Origin of the sequence: Sphaerotilus sp. (assembly GCF_034519685.1) — a bacterium.
Lineage (GTDB): Bacteria > Pseudomonadota > Gammaproteobacteria > Burkholderiales > Burkholderiaceae_C > Sphaerotilus.
The window spans coordinates 1,218,175-1,234,149 of sequence record NZ_JAXHOF010000003.1; the positions used below are offsets into that span (position 1 = coordinate 1,218,175).

At 68.6% G+C, this 15,975-nt stretch carries 16 protein-coding genes; 8 read left to right on the forward strand and 8 right to left on the reverse strand.

The window, feature by feature from the left end; genetic code table 11:
• The first annotated feature begins 36 nt into the window (after window positions 1–36).
• Complete coding sequence (locus U5O44_RS09345; protein WP_322588160.1) at window positions 37–231, forward strand: (2Fe-2S)-binding protein; 195 nt, start codon at window positions 37–39, stop codon at window positions 229–231.
• A gap of 54 nt (window positions 232–285) precedes the next feature.
• Window positions 286–1,503 (forward strand): GNAT family N-acetyltransferase, encoded by a 1,218-nt coding sequence (locus U5O44_RS09350; RefSeq protein ID WP_322588161.1) that lies wholly within the window; start codon window positions 286–288, stop codon window positions 1,501–1,503.
• On the opposite strand, the gene U5O44_RS09355 is transcribed toward U5O44_RS09350, so the two are convergent.
• Window positions 1,467–1,688, reverse strand: a complete 222-nt coding sequence (locus U5O44_RS09355) for an HP1242/YdcH family protein (RefSeq protein ID WP_322588162.1) — start codon at window positions 1,686–1,688, stop codon at window positions 1,467–1,469. The genes U5O44_RS09350 and U5O44_RS09355 overlap by 37 nt on opposite strands.
• A 174-nt stretch (window positions 1,689–1,862) precedes the next feature.
• On the opposite strand from U5O44_RS09355, the gene U5O44_RS09360 reads away from it, so the two are divergent.
• Window positions 1,863–2,897: an extracellular solute-binding protein gene (locus U5O44_RS09360; RefSeq protein WP_322588163.1), complete on the forward strand. Its 1,035-nt coding sequence runs from the start codon at window positions 1,863–1,865 to the stop codon at window positions 2,895–2,897.
• 4 nt (window positions 2,898–2,901) lie between these two features.
• Here the strand turns inward: U5O44_RS09360 and U5O44_RS09365 are convergent, their stop codons facing one another.
• Complete coding sequence (locus U5O44_RS09365) at window positions 2,902–4,551, reverse strand: ABC transporter permease (protein ID WP_322588164.1); 1,650 nt, start codon at window positions 4,549–4,551, stop codon at window positions 2,902–2,904.
• A gap of 56 nt (window positions 4,552–4,607) precedes the next feature.
• On the opposite strand from U5O44_RS09365, the gene U5O44_RS09370 reads away from it, so the two are divergent.
• Genes U5O44_RS09370 through U5O44_RS09390 form a run of 5 tightly spaced genes read left to right on the forward strand, consistent with a single transcriptional unit; the run spans window position 4,608 to window position 9,418 of the window.
• Complete coding sequence (locus U5O44_RS09370) at window positions 4,608–5,711, forward strand: ABC transporter ATP-binding protein (protein ID WP_322588165.1); 1,104 nt, start codon at window positions 4,608–4,610, stop codon at window positions 5,709–5,711.
• Between the two features lie 54 nt (window positions 5,712–5,765).
• Complete coding sequence (locus U5O44_RS09375; protein ID WP_322588166.1) at window positions 5,766–7,181, forward strand: AAA family ATPase; 1,416 nt, start codon at window positions 5,766–5,768, stop codon at window positions 7,179–7,181.
• The gene (locus U5O44_RS09380) at window positions 7,181–7,789 is read left to right on the forward strand and encodes a hypothetical protein (RefSeq protein WP_322588167.1); all 609 of its coding nucleotides are present in this window, start codon (window positions 7,181–7,183) and stop codon (window positions 7,787–7,789) included. The genes U5O44_RS09375 and U5O44_RS09380 overlap by 1 nt, the downstream gene beginning before the upstream one ends.
• Window positions 7,790–7,802: 13 nt before the next feature.
• The gene (gene tgt / locus U5O44_RS09385) at window positions 7,803–8,942 is read left to right on the forward strand and encodes a tRNA guanosine(34) transglycosylase Tgt (RefSeq protein WP_322588168.1); all 1,140 of its coding nucleotides are present in this window, start codon (window positions 7,803–7,805) and stop codon (window positions 8,940–8,942) included.
• A gap of 2 nt (window positions 8,943–8,944) precedes the next feature.
• Window positions 8,945–9,418, forward strand: coding sequence for an SMI1/KNR4 family protein (locus U5O44_RS09390; protein WP_322588169.1), 474 nt, complete (start codon window positions 8,945–8,947; stop codon window positions 9,416–9,418).
• Window positions 9,419–9,432: 14 nt separating this feature from the next.
• Here U5O44_RS09390 and U5O44_RS09395 read toward each other — a convergent pair whose 3' ends face one another.
• The 6 genes from U5O44_RS09395 to U5O44_RS09420 form a co-directional block, all read right to left on the reverse strand.
• Complete coding sequence (locus U5O44_RS09395; protein WP_322588170.1) at window positions 9,433–9,816, reverse strand: VOC family protein; 384 nt, start codon at window positions 9,814–9,816, stop codon at window positions 9,433–9,435.
• Between the two features lie 13 nt (window positions 9,817–9,829).
• The gene (glcF, locus tag U5O44_RS09400; RefSeq protein WP_322588171.1) at window positions 9,830–11,095 is read right to left on the reverse strand and encodes a glycolate oxidase subunit GlcF; all 1,266 of its coding nucleotides are present in this window, start codon (window positions 11,093–11,095) and stop codon (window positions 9,830–9,832) included.
• A gap of 10 nt (window positions 11,096–11,105) precedes the next feature.
• On the reverse strand, window positions 11,106–12,227 hold the full coding sequence (gene glcE / locus U5O44_RS09405) for a glycolate oxidase subunit GlcE (protein WP_322588172.1): 1,122 nt from the start codon (window positions 12,225–12,227) through the stop codon (window positions 11,106–11,108).
• A 64-nt stretch (window positions 12,228–12,291) separates the two neighbouring features.
• Window positions 12,292–13,794, reverse strand: a complete 1,503-nt coding sequence (locus tag U5O44_RS09410; protein ID WP_322588173.1) for an FAD-linked oxidase C-terminal domain-containing protein — start codon at window positions 13,792–13,794, stop codon at window positions 12,292–12,294.
• 83 nt (window positions 13,795–13,877) lie between these two features.
• Entirely contained in the window at window positions 13,878–15,119 is a 1,242-nt protein-coding gene (locus U5O44_RS09415; protein WP_322588174.1) for an FIST signal transduction protein, read from the reverse strand.
• A gap of 31 nt (window positions 15,120–15,150) precedes the next feature.
• Window positions 15,151–15,933: a PhaM family polyhydroxyalkanoate granule multifunctional regulatory protein gene (locus tag U5O44_RS09420; protein WP_322588175.1), complete on the reverse strand. Its 783-nt coding sequence runs from the start codon at window positions 15,931–15,933 to the stop codon at window positions 15,151–15,153.
• Between the last annotated feature and the right edge of the window lie 42 nt (window positions 15,934–15,975).

Genomic DNA, 15,975 nt, shown 5'->3' on the forward strand with positions numbered 1-15,975 from the left:
TCAGACCACCCCCTTGGGCTCTTCAGCAGGTTTTCCATGATCGTCTGCATTTGCAACCGGGTCAGTGACCGAGACATCCGCCAAGCCGTCGTGGCAGGCGGCATTCGCAACTTCGAAGTGCTCAAGGACGTGACCCGCGCGGCGTCGTGCTGTGGCTGCTGTCAGGACTGCGCCCGCGAGGTCTTCGACGAGGCCTGTCAGCGCCTGGCCCAGCAGACCCAGACCTGCTGAATCCTGACCAGCGAGCCGAGAGGTCGCCTCGCTGATCCCACGGGTATCCGTTCGATGACTAACCCACACACGCTGTTCGCCAGGCTGCACCGAGGCGTGTCGGCATTCGATGCCCTCCAGCAGGCCTGGCAAGACGCCGTCGACCATGCCGAAGGCCCCAGCCTGTTCATCACGCCCGTCTTCATCCGGCAGTCCTGGGATCACTTCCACAAACCGGGCGACGAGCCCTGGCTGGTCAGCGTCGAAGACACCCGAGGCCGCATGGTCGGACTGCTGCCCCTGGTGCTGCGCACCGAGGTCCGACGGCTGGTCCGGATCCGTACGCTGATGCACATGGGCCTCTGGGCCGGAGATCGACCAGGGGTACTCCACACGCGAGACACCAACGCAGGACAAGTCTGGCGCGCGGCGCTGTCAGCCCTGCTGGAACGGAACGCCGTCTGGCACCACCTTGACCTGCGCGAGGTGGAAGAAGCAGTCCTGCCTGACCTGCAGGCTCTGCTCCGGCAGGAGGCGCGGCTGTCCGTCAGCATCCGGCCGGACACCTATGCAGGGCTGCAGCCCACCAACGGCACCTGGGAACACTACTTCGACAGCCGCTCCCGACACGCCCGGCAGGCCTACCGCCGCAGCCAGCGCCTGTTGACCGAGGCCTGTCCGGGGCTGCGCGTGGAAACCGTCGACCATCCGGCGGACATGCCGGCCGCGTTCGAGCGTTACCTGGCCATTGAGCAGCTCGGCTGGAAGCACAGCGCGCGGGTCGGACTATGGGCTGACGACCGGCAGGTGGCCTTTCACCGTTCGCTGCTGCCTCGGCTGGCGCAGTCTGGTCAGGCCAGCCTCTGGTTCCTGTGCGACGGCGCACACGACATCGCCGGGCTGGTCCGCCTGCGGCAGGGGATCATCACCTACGAACGTTTCAAGGCCTTCGATCCCGCGCACGCACGCAGCTCCCCCGGCACTTGGCTCTGCGCGCAAGCGCTGCGGCAGTCGTTCGAGGGCGGCTGCACATGGTCCGATGTGCTGGGCCTGCACACGCCGCTGGCCCAGCGACAGGCCGTCAACGCCTGGTACGACCTTGAGCTACGCACCGTTCGCCTGGTCGTGACACGCACACACGCCGGTCGGCACCTGTTGTACAGGGCACGGCAAGTACTCCGGGCCGTGCGCCGACTCCATCCGCAGCATTGGCGCCACGGCACACAAGCCGACCGCACCGAAGCGGCCAGCCCCGATCAGGCGGTGGCGCTGGCCTTGCGCAGGATCGCGTAGAGCTGGTCCTTCAGCACCAGCTTTTCCTTCTTGGCCGCCTCGATCTCCTCATGGGTGGCGCCGACGATGCGCGCCTCCATGTTCTTGATCTGCTGGTCCAGGTCGTTGTGCTTGTCGAACAGGTGCTGGAAATGGTGGTCGGTGGTCTTGAGCTGGCTGATCAGGTCGCGGTATTCGGGGAACATGGGACAGATCCTTGTGGTTCGTGGTGGAACGCCCACTCTAGGCCGCCCTCGCTGGCCGGGACTTTACGCAGATCAAGGAAGCTTGCCATGCGTTTGCGGATGAGAATGATTATTGATACCATGATCATCACTCCATTCCTCTCTCGTCCCTCCCCTGTCCCGGATTCCTTCACCATGCCGCACCTGACCCGCCGCCCCTTCGTCGCCACCGCCGCCGCGCTGTCCCTCTCGCTGCTCGGCCTGCCCGCGCTCGCGCAGGAGCAGGTGCTCAACATCTACTCGGCCCGCCACTACCAGACCGATGAAGCGCTCTACAGCAACTTCACCAAGACCACCGGCATCAAGATCAACCGCATCGACGGCAAGGAAGACGAGCTGGTCGAGCGCATCCGCAACGAAGGCACGGCCAGCCCGGCCGACCTGCTGATCACGGTGGACGCCACGCGGCTGGAGATCGCCGACAAGCTCGGCCTGTTCCAGCCGGTCAAGTCCTCGGTGCTGGAGTCACGCATCCCGGCTGCACTGCGCACCCCGAACTGGTATTCGTTCTCGACCCGCGCCCGCGTCATCGTCTACAACAAGGTCGCCCTCAAGCGCGAGCAGGTGCTGAACTATGAAGACCTCGCCAACCCGGCGCTGAAGGGCCAGGTCTGCGTGCGCTCGGGCGCGCACCCGTACAACCTGTCGCTCGGCGGCGCGCTGATCGCCCACGACGGCGAGGCCAAGACCGAAGCCTGGGCACGCGGCCTGGTCGCCAACTTTGCCCGCGCGCCCAAGGGCGGCGACACCGACCAGATCATGGCGGTGGCGGCCGGCGAATGTGGCGTGACGCTGTCGAACTCCTACTACGTGGCGCGCATGCTGCGCTCGACCAAGCCGGCGGACCAGGAAGCGATGCGCGCCGTCGGTGTGGTGTGGCCGAACCAGTCGAGCTGGGGCACGCACGTGAACGTGTCGGGCGCTGGCGTGCTGAAACATTCGCCGAACAGGGCCGCGGCCGTGAAGTTCCTGGAGTACCTGGCCAGCGACGCCGCGCAGCTCTATTTCGCCGACGGCAACAACGAGTGGCCGGTGGTGGCGTCGGTGAAGACCAACAACCGCGCGCTCGAATCGCTGGGCACGTTCAAGGCGGATGCGCTGCCGATCGGCGATCTGGCGAAGAACACCGTCAACGCGCAGAAGGTGTTCGACCGCGCCGGCTGGCGCTGACGGCTCAGGCCGACCGCCCCTTCGCGATGCTCCGGCACAGCAGCACCATCGGCACCAGCCCCACCACGACGATCGCCAGCGCGGCGGTCGATGCCTCGGTCAGCCGCTCGTCCGAGGCCAGCGTGTAGGTCTGCGTGGCCAGCGTGTCGAAGTTGAAGGGGCGCATCACCAGCGTGGCGGGCAGCTCCTTCATCACGTCGATGAACACCAGCAGCCCCGCCGTCAGCGCACTGCCGCGCAGCATCGGCAGGTGGACCCGCCGCAGCGTCTGCGCGGTGTTCAGGCCCAGACTGCGCGCAGCGTGGTCCATGTTCGGCGTGATGCGGCCCAGGCCCTCGTCGATCGCCTGCACCGCCGCCGTCAGGTAGCGCACCAGGCAGGCATAGACCAGCGCCGCGATGCTGCCCGTGAACAGCAGGCCCGGCGTGTGCCCGGTCAGCTCGCCGATCAGCGCCGCCAGCGCGTGGTCCAGCCGCGTCACCGGGATCAGCACCCCCACCGCGATCACCGACCCCGGCAGCGCATAGCCCAGCCCCACGACCCGGTGCGCCCAGCGCGTGACCGGCCCCCGGTGGATGCGCGCCGCATAGCCGATCAGCAGCGCCAGCGCCACCGCCAGCACCGCCGTCGTGCCCGCCACCACCATGCTGTTGCGCGCCAGCACGAAGAAGCGCTCGCCGAACTGCGCGTCGCCGTCGGTCAGCGCCATGCGCAGCAGCAGCCCCGCCGGCAGCAGGAACCCCGCCACCAGCGGCAGCCCGCAGCCGACCACGGCCGCCACCGCCTTCACCCCCCCCAGCCGCACCCGCGGATTGCCGCGCTGGCGCAGCGTGGTGTCGTGGTAGCGCCGCCCTCCCCGGCTGACCCGCTCGATGCTCAGCACCGCGACCACGAAGGCCAGCAGCACCAGTGCAAGCTGCGCCGCCGCCACCCGGTCGCCGAGCGAGAACCAGGCGCGGTAGATGCCAGTCGTGAAGGTCTGGACCGCAAAATAGGACACCGTGCCGTAGTCCGCCAGCGTCTCCATCAGCGCCAGCGCCACGCCGCCGGCGATCGCCGGCCGCGCCATCGGCAGCGACAGCCGCAGAAAGGCCCGCAGCGGCGACAGCCCGAGCGAGCGCCCGACCTCGATCATCCCGCCCGCGCGTTCGAGGAAGGCCGTGCGCGCCAGCATGTAGACATACGGGTAGAGCACCAGCGTGAACATCAGCGCCGCGCCGCCGAGCGTGCGCACGTCCGGGAACCAGTAGTCGGCCTTGCGCCAGCCGAAGGCCTCGCGCAGGGCAGTCTGCACCGGGCCGACGTACTGGAAGAAGTCGGTGTAGACATAGGCGATGACATAGGACGGCATCGCCAGCGGCAGCACCAGCGCCCACTCGAACGACGCCCGCCCCGCGAACTCATAGCGCGTCACCAGCCAGGCGGAACCCACCCCCAGCGCCGACACCCCCAGCCCGACCCACAGGCACAGCCACAGCGTGCTCGCCACATAGTCGCCCAGCACGGTGGACGCCAGGTGCGCCCAGGTGTCGCCGGTCCCGCCCGAGAAGACGTGCGTGCCGACCGACACCAGCGGCGCCGCCACCAGCAGCGCTGCCAGCACGGCAATCCACAACAGCCACGGCTGACGGCGACGGGTCGGAGCAGAGGACATCAAGACACCTTTCGAACAGTACGATTCGGTCAACGATAATGATTATCATCCCTGTCATGTCTTCATCCCCCACCCCCTGGCTCGCCCTGGACGGTCTCCGGCTCGGCTACGGCCCGAAAACCGTCGTCGAACACCTCGCCCTGCACCTGCCGCAAGGCACCATCGGCTGCCTGCTCGGGCCGTCCGGCTGCGGCAAGACGACGGTGCTGCGCGCGGTAGCGGGGTTCGAGCCAGTGCTGGGCGGCGAGATCCGGCTCGACGGGCAGGTGGTCAGCTCGACGCGCGTCCACCTGCCACCCGAACAGCGCCGCATCGGCATGGTGTTCCAGGACCACGCCCTCTTCCCGCACCTGACGGTGGCCGCCAACGTCGGCTTCGGGCTGCGCGGCCACCCGGACCCCGCGCGGCGCGTGGCCGAGATGCTCGACACCGTGGGCCTCGGCCACGCGGGCGCGCGCTACCCGCACGAACTCTCCGGCGGCCAGCAGCAGCGGGTGGCACTGGCGCGGGCGCTGGCGCCGTCGCCGCGGCTGATGCTGCTGGACGAGCCGTTCTCCAGTCTCGACATCGAGCTGCGCGAGCGGCTCGGCGCGGAGCTGCGCAGCCTGCTGAAAGCCGCCGGCACCACCGCCCTGCTCGTCACCCACGACCAGCACGAAGCCTTCGCCATCGCCGACGAGATCGGTGTCATGCACCAGGGCCGCATCCAGCAATGGGCCAGCGCCTACCAGCTCTACCACGAGCCGGCCAACCGCTTCGTCGCCGACTTCGTCGGGCAAGGCGCCTTCCTGCCGGGCGAGGTGCTGGCCGGGCACCACCACCTGCGCACCGAACTGGGCGTGGCACGCAGCGACCAGCCCATCCGCTGCACCGAGCACGGCGACCTGTGTAGCGCGGGCTGTGCGGTCGATGTGCTGCTGCGGCCAGACGACGTGGTCCACGACGACGAAGCGCCGACCCGCGCCCGCGTGGTCCACAAGGCGTTTCGAGGCGCCGATTTTCTCTACACGCTCGCGCTCGACAGCGGCGCGCAGGTGCTCTCGCTCGTGCCCTCGCACCACGACCACGCCATCGGCGAGGCGATCGGGATCCGGCTGGAGCTGGCGCATGTGGTGGCGTACCAGCGCGCGCGGGAGGGCGCGCCGGCGATGGCGGCCTGAGACAATCGCGGCCATGTCGCGATTCGAACCCTTCACCGTCCACGGAGCGTCTGCATGCTGACCCGTCTACAGATCAAGGGCTTCAAGAACCTGCGGGATGTTGACCTCCACTTCGGGCCGTTCACCTGCATCGCCGGACGCAACGGGGTGGGCAAGTCCAACCTGTTCGACGCGATCACGTTCCTGAGCGATCTGGCGTCGATGCCGCTGTTGCAGGCCGCTCTGAAGGTTCGTGGCACTGGGGACCGCATCAGCGGCATCGAGAACCTGTTCGCCCGCTCGGATGCCGTGCCCAAGCGCATGTCGCTGATCGCCGAAATGGTCGTGCCACGCGAGGTCACGGACGACTACGACCGTCCCGCCACCGCTACCGCCTCCTTCCTGCAATACACGCTGGTGCTGGGCTTCGATCCGAAACGTGACGGCGAAGAGGGCAAAGATCCGATCTTCATCGACAAGGAGGAACTGGTCGCCCGCCCCTCCAGCGAAGCCGACAAGCTGCTGCACTTCCAGCCGGGCAAGGCATGGATCAAGCGCCATGTCTTCGGACCCGGCAAACGTCGAACGCCCTTCATCGAAACGGGTGACGACCAGTCGATCAAGCTCTACGGGGATCTGGCCAAGGCAGGACGCCCCTCGGCTGTGCCGGCCAGAAAGTCGCCTCAGACGGTGCTTTCCGGCGTGAATGCCTCTTCCCACCCCACCGCGCTGGCGGCTCGGCGCGAACTGCAATCCTGGCGCCTGCTGCAACTCGAACCGAGCGCCCTGCGCACACCAGACGAGTACCGTGGCCGGTCTAGCCTGAGCGCCACCGGCGGCCACCTGCCCAACACCTTGATGCGCATCGGCAGCCAGGCCACGGTCGCGCAACAACTGGCTGAGTTGATACCCGGCATCGTCTCGGTGGACGTGGACAGCGACGATGTCCGCCAGCAGCGCACACTCGGGGTCACCATGAAAAACCGGGAGCGCTACGCCGCCAGCTCCTTGTCGGATGGCACGCTGCGCTTCCTCGCGCTGGCGGTGCTGGCCTCCGATCCACTGGCCACCGGCCTGATCTGCCTCGAAGAGCCGGAGAACGGCATCCATCCCCAGCGCATCCCCGAGATGCTGCGTCTGGTGCGCAGCCTTGCCGAGGACATCGATGGAGACGAGGCCGAAGACCCCAGGTCGGCCACGCTGCGGCAGGTCATCATCAACACCCACTCGCCGCTGGTGGTGGCAGAACTGCCGGACAGCGATCTGCTGATGGCGGAAACCCTGAGAGAACGCCGGGCGGAGTGGATCCATTTCAAGCCACTGGGCCAGACATGGCGGGCAGCGGATCTGCCCCAGACGGAACTGATCGCCAAAGGCGAGCTGCAGGCGTACCTGATGGGATCGACCCGAATCGCCTCGACCACCACACGCCGTGTGCAAGACCATCTGACACGCAATCTGTTCGATGCCCCGCCCGACAGGAGCCACTGATGTCGGCGCTGACCTGCACGCTGGTGGCCGATGGCAGCTCCGACCGGGTTCTGATCCCGTTGCTGGAGATGCTGCTCGACGAACATTGCCCCGGGCCTTACCGATCACCCCACTTCGTCGACTTGCCCGCAGGACTGCCGCTGATCGAGCGGATCAAGGCGGCACTGGATCTGTACCCGTGTGACCTGCTCTTCGTGCACCGGGATGCCGAAAAGGCGTCACTTGCCTTCCGGGTCGATGAAATCAGAAACGCCTTGACCGATGCTGGCTCCGTGCCGACCTCGATCGCGATCGTTCCCGTCCGGATGACGGAGTCCTGGCTCCTGGTCGATGCGCCGGCCATTCGAACCGCAGCGGGCAATCCCTCTGGCAAGGTCGCGCTCGATCTGCCGAGCCTCGCGAGAATCGAATCGCTGCCCGACCCGAAACAGGTGCTCTTCGACGCCTTGCGCACGGCCAGTGAACTGCCACCGGGCCGGCTGCGCAAGTTCAACCCGGAAGAAAAGCGCCACCGCGTCACCGACCTGATGAACAGCCTCGACCGATTGCGGCGCCTGCCGTCCTTCCAGCACCTGGAGCATCAGATCCAGCAGCACTTCACCGCCTGAGACAATCACCGCCATGCTGCAATTCCAACTCCTTGGCACCGAAGGCCACGCGCGCCGCGGTCGCCTGACGCTCAACCACGGCGTCGTCGAAACCCCCATCTTCATGCCGGTGGGCACCTACGGCACCGTCAAGGGCGTGATGCCGCGCTCGCTGGAAGAGATGGGCGCCCAGATCATCCTGGGCAACACCTTCCACCTGTGGATGCGCCCCGGTCTCGACGTGATGGCGCAGTTCGGCGGGCTGCACAAGTTCGAGAACTGGTCCAAGCCCATCCTCACCGACTCGGGCGGCTTCCAGGTCTGGTCGCTCGGCGAGATGCGCAAGATCAGCGAGGAAGGCGTCAAGTTCGCCTCGCCCGTCAACGGCGACAAGCTGTTCCTCACGCCCGAGATCAGCGTGCAGATCCAGACGGTGCTGAACTCGGACATCGTCATGCAGTTCGACGAATGCACGCCGTACTGGCAAGGGATCAAGGGCAGCGGCCACATCACCAGCGAGAAGGAGGCGCGGGTGTCGATGGAGCTGTCGATGCGCTGGGCCAAGCGCTCGAAGGCGGAATTCGAGCGGCTGGAGAACCCGAATGCGCTCTTCGGCATCGTGCAGGGCGGGATGTTCGAACACCTGCGCGAGGAGTCGCTGGCCGGTCTGGTCGCGCTGGACCTGCCCGGCTACGCCATCGGTGGCGTCTCGGTCGGCGAGCCCAAGGACGAGATGCTGCGAATCATGCGCCACACGCCGCACCTGCTGCCGAGCCAGAAGCCGCGCTACCTGATGGGCGTGGGCACGCCGGAGGATCTGGTGGAGGGTGTCGCCTGCGGCGTGGACATGTTCGACTGCGTGATGCCGACCCGCAACGCCCGCAACGGCCACCTCTTCACCCGCTTCGGCGACCTGAAGATCCGCAACGCGCGCCACAAGACCGACGAAGGCCCGATCGACCCCACCTGCGGCTGCCACACCTGCCAGAACTTCAGCCGCGCCTACCTGCACCACCTCGACCGCTGCGGCGAGATGCTCGGCCCGATGCTGACCAGCATCCATAACCTGCACTACTACCTGAACCTGATGCAGGAAGTGCGCAACGCGCTCGATGCCGGTGAGTTCGCCGCATTTCAGGCGCAGTTCAAGGCCGATCGCGCCCGAGGGGTCTAGCCATGGACATCCGCTGGCCAGCCCTGGCCGACCTGAACCCACCCGCCACAGATGCCGAACTTGCCACGCTGGCGCAGCAGCTCGGCGTCACGCTGCCGGCGGACTATGTGCAGGTGCTCCGCCAGCACAACGGACAGCGCGGGCTGGCGGAAGGGCTGTTCGACGGGCAGGAGTTCCTCTCGGCGCAGAACGTCTTCGCGCAGTGGCAGGTCTGGAAGCAACTGCACGACGCAGGCCGGTTCCAGGCCCTGCGCGCGTCGCCGGCCGCGGGTGTGCGCGACGACTGGTGGAACCCACGCTGGATCCCGTTCAGCCACGATGGCGGCGGCAACCACCTCTGCCTCGACCTCGACCCCGCCGAAGGGGGCGCAGTCGGTCAGGTCATCACGGTGTGGCATGACTCCGGCGAGCGCGCCGCGCCGGCAGCCAGTTTCGGCGAGTGGTTCAGCCACTGGCTGCGAGGTCAGCGCACATAGAGCGCGGGATCGGATCAGCTCGGCTGGATCAGATCCCAGCGGTTGCCCCAGGGATCCAGAAAGACGGCCACCGTGCCATAGGGTTCGTGCCGCGGCGTCTCCAGGAAGCGCACACCGTGCGCCAGCAAGCGATGGTGGTCCGCGTCGAACGAGGTGGTGTGCAGGAACAGGAACACACGGCCCCCGCCCTGCTGCCCGATCGCTGCACGCTGTGTCTCGTTTGCGGCCCGCGCCAGCAGCAGCGTGCCGCCGCCCGAAGGCGCCACCAGCACCCAGCGCTTGCCCGGCGCCAGCGGCGTGTCCTCGACCAGCGTCCAGCGCAACACCGTGGTGAAAAACGCGATCGCCTCGTCGTAGTCGGGCACGAGCAAGGCGGTGGCGGCCAAGGTCTGCGTCATGCGTGCAATGCCCTCACCCCGCAGCCAGCACCTCGTCGATCACCTCGACCCAGTGCTTGACCGGCAGTTGCGTCCCCGACTGCAGGTGCTGGATGCAGCCGATGTTGCCGGAGATGATGACGCGGGGCTGGCGCGCCTCCAGCGTCTGCACCTTGCGGTCGCGCAGCTGGTAGGCGATGTCGGGTTGCAGCACCGAATACGTGCCAGCCGAGCCGCAGCACAGGTGGCTGTCCTGCGTCGGCAGGTGGACCTCGAAGCCGATCTCGGCCATCGCCGCCTCGACACCGCCGCGCAGTTTCTGGCCATGCTGCAGCGTGCAAGGCGGGTGGTAGGCGAGCACGCCGCGGGCGCGGCGCTGGCCCATCACCGCCTTGAGCGGCCCGATCAGCGTCGGCAGCAGCTCGGAGAGATCGCGTGCCGCCGCACTGATGCGCGCGGCTTTCTCGGCATAGGCGGGATCATCGGCCAGCGCGTGGCCATAGTCCTTGACCGACAGGCCACAGCCGGACGCATTGAACACGATCGCCTCGACCGGCTCGACCCCGCCCAGCCCCTCGACCTTGGGCCACCAGGCGTCGATGTTGCGGCGCATGTCGGCCAGCGCGCCTTCGCGGTCGCCGAGGTGGTCGCGCACCGCGCCGCAGCAGCCGGCCTCGTCGGACACCAGCGTCTGCACGCCGCAGGCGTCGAGCACGCGGGCGGTGGCGCTGTTGATGTTGGGCGCCAGCGTCGGCTGGACGCAGCCCTGCAGCATCAGCACCTTGCGGCGGTGCTCGCGTGTCGGCCAGCGCTGGGCGTGGGCCATCGCGTCGGCGCTGAGCTTGCTGGGCACCTTGTTCTTGAGCATGCCGGGCAGCAATGCGCGCACGTTCTGTCCCACCTTCAGCATCGGGCCGAAGCTGGGCGAGGTCATCGTCTCGCGCAGCATCCAGCGCACGGTGCGGTCAGCGCGCGGGCGCTCGACCTTGGCGTCGACCACGCGCCGGCCGATCTCGACCAGCGCGCCGTATTCCACGCCCGACGGGCAGGTCGTCTCGCAGCTGCGGCAGGTCAGGCAGCGGTCCAGGTGGAGCTGCGTCTTGCGGGTCGGCGCATGGCCTTCCATCACCTGCTTGATCAGGTAGATGCGGCCGCGCGGGCTGTCCAGCTCGTTGCCGAGCAGCTGGTAGGTCGGGCAGGTGGCGGTGCAGAAGCCGCAGTGCACGCAGCGGCGCAGGATCTCCTCGGCGCGTTCGCCGTCGGGGGTGTCCCTGAATTCAGGTGCGAGGGTGGTTTGCATGCTGGCTGGCTCAGAGTCCCGGGTAGAGACGGCCCGGGTTGAACACGCCGTCGGGATCGAAGGCCTGCTTGAGTTCCTGGTGGATGCGGTCGAGCGGCGGCTTGAGCGGCGCGAACACCCCCAGGCCGTTGGACACCGCCGCCTTGTCGCGGGCGCGGAACAGCGTGGCGTGGCCACCCACCTGGCTGGCGATCTGGCGCACGCGGGCCGCCGGCTCGCGCGTGACCCACCAGCGCTGCGCCCCGCCCCACTCGATGAGCTGCTCGCCCGGCAGCGGCAGCGGCGGCGCCCCCGACGGCACCGACAGCCGCCACAGCGCAGCACCCTCGGCCAGCGTGCGGCGTGCGTCGACGAAGAAGTCGTCCGTCTGGTCGCGCATGCCAAGCCAGAAGCGCTGGGCCAGCGCGTTGTCGATCGGCTCGCCGCCCAGCTTCTGGTTGGCGGCCGCGACCGCGGTGGTCGCCCCGGACAGGCGCACGACCAGCGCGCCCTGCCACCACGCGGTGGCGTTGACGGGCAGCGGCTGGCCGGCCCAGCGCTGCATCAGGTCGAGCGCCTCGCCTTCGGAGCAGTCGAAGCGCAGCGTGCTGGTGTAGGACGGCGTGGGCATCACCTTCAGCGACACCTCGCAGATGATGCCCAGGATGCCGAGCGAGCCCGTCACCATGCGCGCCACGTCGTAGCCGGCGACGTTCTTCATCACCTGCCCGCCGAAGCTCAGCACTTCGGCCTTGCCGGTGAGCAGCGTCATGCCGAGCACGTAATCGCGCACGCTGCCCATGGCCGCACGGGACGGACCGGACAGCCCCGTCGCCACCATGCCGCCGATCGTGCCGCCGCGCTGGCCGGGGCGCTCGGTGTCGGGATAGCGCGGTGGTTCGAAGGCGAGGTACTGGTTGCGGCGGGCGAGTTCGGCCTCGACCTCGGCGATGGGGGTGCCACCGCGCACGGTCATCACCAGCTCGCTGGGCTCGTAGCGGGTGATGCCGCTCAGGCTGCGCACATCCAGCAGTTGCCCCTGCAGGGGCTCGCCGTAGAAGGACTTGGTGCCGGCGCCGCGGATGGCGAGGCTGCCGCGCCCCTCGCGGGCGGCGCGGACACGTTCGATCAGGCTGTCGAGGGCCTTGCTCATGGATGTGTGGTGTTCAGGGACACGGTCAGGGATCACGGAGTCGGAGTCGAAGTCGGAGTCGGGGTCAGAAACGGGGCAGTTCGCTGAACGGCAGCAGACCGCGCTTGACATGCATTCTTCCGTACTCGGCGCAGCGGTGGAGGGTCGGAATCACCTTGCCGGGGTTCAGCAGGCCGGGCGCGTCGAACGCCCGCTTCACGGCCAGCATCATCTCGCGCTCTTCGGGGGCGAACTGCACGCACATGGAATTGAGCTTTTCCACACCGACCCCGTGCTCGCCGGTGATGGTGCCGCCCATGGCCACGCTGGTCTCCAGGATCTCGGCGCCGAAGGCCTCGGCCCGCTCCAGCTCGCCGGGACGGCTGGCATCGAACAGGATCAGCGGGTGCAGGTTGCCGTCGCCGGCGTGGAAGACATTGCAGCAGCGCAGGTCATGGCGGAACTCCATCTCGGCGATGGCACGCAGCATGTCGGCCAGGCGCTTGCGCGGGATGGTGGAGTCCATGCAGAGGTAGTCCGGGCTGATGCGGCCCGACGCGGGGAAGGCGTTCTTGCGGCCGGACCAGAACTTCAGCCGCTGCGCCTCGTCCCGGCTGACTTCGAGCCGGCTCGCGCCGCAGCGGCGCAGCACCTCGGTCATGCGGCCGATCTCTTCCTCGACTTCTTCCGGCGTGCCGTCGCTCTCGCAGAGCAGGATGGCCGCGGCCTCCAGGTCGTAGCCGGCGTGCACGAAGTCCTCGACCGCCGCGGTCATCGGCTTGTCCATCATCTCCAGCCCGGCGGGGATGATGCCGGCGGCGATGATCTCGGCCACCGCATCCCCCGCCGTCTCCACGGTCGGGAAGCTGGCCATGATGCAGCGCGCGATCTGCGGCCGCGGCACGAGCTTGACGGTGACCTCGGTGATGACCGCCAGCATCCCTTCGCTGCCGATGACCACGCTCAGCAGGTCGAGCCCCGGCGCATCGAGCGCGGCGCTGCCGAACTCGACCGGCTCGCCCTCGACAGTGTAGCCGCGCACCTTCAGCACGTTGTGCAGCGTCAGGCCGTATTTCAGGCAATGCACGCCGCCCGAGTTCTCGGCCACATTGCCGCCAATGGTGCAGGCGATCTGGCTCGATGGATCGGGGGCGTAGTAGAGGCCGAACGGCGCTGCCGCTTCGCTGATCGCCAGGTTGCGCACGCCGCACTGCACCAGCGCGGTGCGTGCACGCGGATCGACCTGCAGGATGCGGCTGAAGCGGGCCAGCGAGAGCGTCAGGCCGTCGCGGTGCGGCATGGCACCACCGGACAGGCCGGTACCCGCCCCGCGCGCCACGACCGGCACGCCCAGTCGGTGGCAACTGCGCAGCGCATGGGCGACCTGCTCCTCGGTTTCAGGCAGAGCCACGACCAGTGGCGGCGTGCGGTAGGCGGTCAGTCCGTCGCATTCGTAGGGGACCGTGTCCTCGGCATGCCACAGCAGCGCGTGGGCCGGCAGCGAGGAGGACAGCGCCTGCACAAGGCGGCTCTGGCGCTCGCGCCGGGCGGCGGCGTCCAGGACGTCTTGCGGCAAGGGGGCGTTCATCGACTAGCGTCTCCAGCAAAAAGATGGGCTGCACTGTAATGGGTCAGCCTGCGGATGCACGACATGGACGGCATGCGCGGCCATCAGGACTGCAAAAAGACCGTCAGCACCGCGGCGTAGCCGTACAGGTGGTGGCGGGCGATCTCGCCATTGGCGAAGAACCCCACCAGGGGCACGTCGCCCAGCGCATGGCGCACCAGCTGCAGCTCGGCCGACGGGCCACCAAAATGCGGTCCGCCCCGCCCGGAGCAGCTCACGAACACGGCCCCCGCGATGCGCGTGCCCGGCACCACGGCCTGACCGGCCGCGGCCGCCTCGTCCGGATCGGGGCTCAGCTCCTCGCGGATCTCGGCGCAGATGCGCACCAGATCGCGCCGCGCCGCATCGACATTGCGGGTGCAGAAGGTCAGCTGCATGCCCGGCTCGACCCGCGCGGCCACCGCCACCGCATGGTGCATCGGGTCCAGGCCGATCAGGTGGCGTACCCAGGTGTCGCTGCCGAACTGGCTGCCACGGCCGAACACGTCATCCCGCGCCCCGGTCAGCCCGACCAATGTGGCGCGCAAGCGTGGCACGGCCTCGCGCGGGTGGTCGAGGTCGATGTGCAGGTCGTTGAGCAGGCAGGACAGCGCGGACTTGCCGTCCAGCACCGCGACGATGTGGTCGCGTGCCTCGTCCACCTGGCGCACCGGCCCGATGGGCTGGCACCCCTGGGAGACCCGGGACAGCAGCGCCACCTCGCGCGTGAAGGCCACGCCCGAGACGCCGCCTTCGTACACCCCGGTCAGCGCGGCAGAGCCAGGGGACACCGCCGGGGCGCAGAACTGCACGCTGCGGCTGCGCGACGCCATCAGGCCGCCGAACAGATAGCCGCTGGCCGTGCGCTGGGCCAGTTCGGCCACGAGTTCGCCCATGTCGGGGGTCTGGGCATCGCCGTGGACCAGCGCGGTGTGCACGTCGCTGCGCACCAGGGGACGTTCACCGCTGTACAGCTCGAAGCTGTCGGGCGGCAGGTCCGCCAGCATCAGCACCAGCGCTGGCTCGTCGAAGTACTCGACCCCGCTGACCGCCACGCCAATGCCCACACCGCCGACCCACGACACCCAGGGCCAGCGCGTGCGCAGCTCGCCCAGCAGCGCCTCTGCCCGGGCGGCGTAGTGGTCGGTGATGTAGACGAAGCCGAGGCGGAAGGGCTCTGCAGCACCGCCACCGCCGGAAGACGAAGGCGGCAGCACCGCCCGCTGGGCGTCGATCTGGGCGGCCACCAGCGCCAGCGCCATGTGGGCGTCGGGATGGGTGGCGTGTGCGGTGAGGAAGGTGTGCATGGCGGGGCGGGTGCGACGCAGGAGCGCCGGGTCAGCCCTTGGCCGACTTGCGGGCCGGCGCCTTGCGCGAGGCCGCGGTGGAGGCGGGACTGGGAACAGGTGACTCGCTGGCAGGCTTGGGCGCGGGCTTGGGCGTCGCCTTGCGTGCAGCCGTCTTCTTCGGCGAGGCGACCGCCACCGTCTCGGCGGCATTGCTGACAGCCTCTTTCACCGCCTCGGCCAGCGCCTCCGACGCACGGGCCTGCGCCTGGGCCGCCGCCTCCGTGGACGCCTTGAGCGCCTCGGCCGCACGGGCCTGGGCGTCGGCGGTGGCCTCGGAGGTAGCCTGCATCGCCTGGGTCGCCAGCTCCGTGAACTGCTGGGTCAGCGCACCCCACCACTGCATCGGGTCGACGGCCGGCGCGGCGGCCGGCTCGGCAGCAGCAGGCGCAGGCGCAGGAGACGGGGCGGGCGCCGCTGCCGCCGCGGCTGCGTTGGCAGCGGCCTGGAACATGTCGCTCATCGGTCGCACCTTGAGCGCCTCGCCCAGGTCACCCATCTGCACATTCATGGACTTGAGCGTGCCCAGCGTCATGCGCTGCACTTCGAGGGCCTGCACGGTCGTGCCGATCATCCTGGCGTTCTGCTCCAGCCAGAACTGCACGGTGCGCAGCTCGTTGATGCGGCGCTCCAGCTCGGCCGGGTCCAGTGTCGGCGCCACCCATTGGCCGATGCTCGGCAGCGTCTGGCCGGCGTTCTTGACCAGGCCCTGGAGGAACTCGAATCCAGGGACGAACTTGCTGAACGATTCGCTGAAGGCGTTGGGGTCTGTCATGTTGTTTTCCTCAGGGTCGGGACGGTGGTGATGCGCCGGTCC

What these genes read in the sequence shown, in the direction of transcription:
- tgt (WP_322588168.1), top strand. Translation starts at nt 7,803, where the DNA reads ATGCTGCAATTCCAACTCCTTGGCACCGAAGGCCACGCGCGCCGCGGT.
- U5O44_RS09395 (WP_322588170.1), bottom strand. Translation starts at nt 9,816, where the DNA reads ATGACGCAGACCTTGGCCGCCACCGCCTTGCTCGTGCCCGACTACGAC.
- U5O44_RS09420 (WP_322588175.1), bottom strand. Translation starts at nt 15,933, where the DNA reads ATGACAGACCCCAACGCCTTCAGCGAATCGTTCAGCAAGTTCGTCCCT.
- U5O44_RS09350 (WP_322588161.1), top strand. Translation starts at nt 286, where the DNA reads ATGACTAACCCACACACGCTGTTCGCCAGGCTGCACCGAGGCGTGTCG.
- U5O44_RS09410 (WP_322588173.1), bottom strand. Translation starts at nt 13,794, where the DNA reads ATGAACGCCCCCTTGCCGCAAGACGTCCTGGACGCCGCCGCCCGGCGC.
- U5O44_RS09375 (WP_322588166.1), top strand. Translation starts at nt 5,766, where the DNA reads ATGCTGACCCGTCTACAGATCAAGGGCTTCAAGAACCTGCGGGATGTT.
- U5O44_RS09390 (WP_322588169.1), top strand. Translation starts at nt 8,945, where the DNA reads ATGGACATCCGCTGGCCAGCCCTGGCCGACCTGAACCCACCCGCCACA.
- U5O44_RS09360 (WP_322588163.1), top strand. Translation starts at nt 1,863, where the DNA reads ATGCCGCACCTGACCCGCCGCCCCTTCGTCGCCACCGCCGCCGCGCTG.
- glcF (WP_322588171.1), bottom strand. Translation starts at nt 11,095, where the DNA reads ATGCAAACCACCCTCGCACCTGAATTCAGGGACACCCCCGACGGCGAA.
- U5O44_RS09370 (WP_322588165.1), top strand. Translation starts at nt 4,608, where the DNA reads ATGTCTTCATCCCCCACCCCCTGGCTCGCCCTGGACGGTCTCCGGCTC.
- glcE (WP_322588172.1), bottom strand. Translation starts at nt 12,227, where the DNA reads ATGAGCAAGGCCCTCGACAGCCTGATCGAACGTGTCCGCGCCGCCCGC.
- U5O44_RS09380 (WP_322588167.1), top strand. Translation starts at nt 7,181, where the DNA reads ATGTCGGCGCTGACCTGCACGCTGGTGGCCGATGGCAGCTCCGACCGG.
- U5O44_RS09345 (WP_322588160.1), top strand. Translation starts at nt 37, where the DNA reads ATGATCGTCTGCATTTGCAACCGGGTCAGTGACCGAGACATCCGCCAA.
- U5O44_RS09355 (WP_322588162.1), bottom strand. Translation starts at nt 1,688, where the DNA reads ATGTTCCCCGAATACCGCGACCTGATCAGCCAGCTCAAGACCACCGAC.
- U5O44_RS09365 (WP_322588164.1), bottom strand. Translation starts at nt 4,551, where the DNA reads ATGTCCTCTGCTCCGACCCGTCGCCGTCAGCCGTGGCTGTTGTGGATT.
- U5O44_RS09415 (WP_322588174.1), bottom strand. Translation starts at nt 15,119, where the DNA reads ATGCACACCTTCCTCACCGCACACGCCACCCATCCCGACGCCCACATG.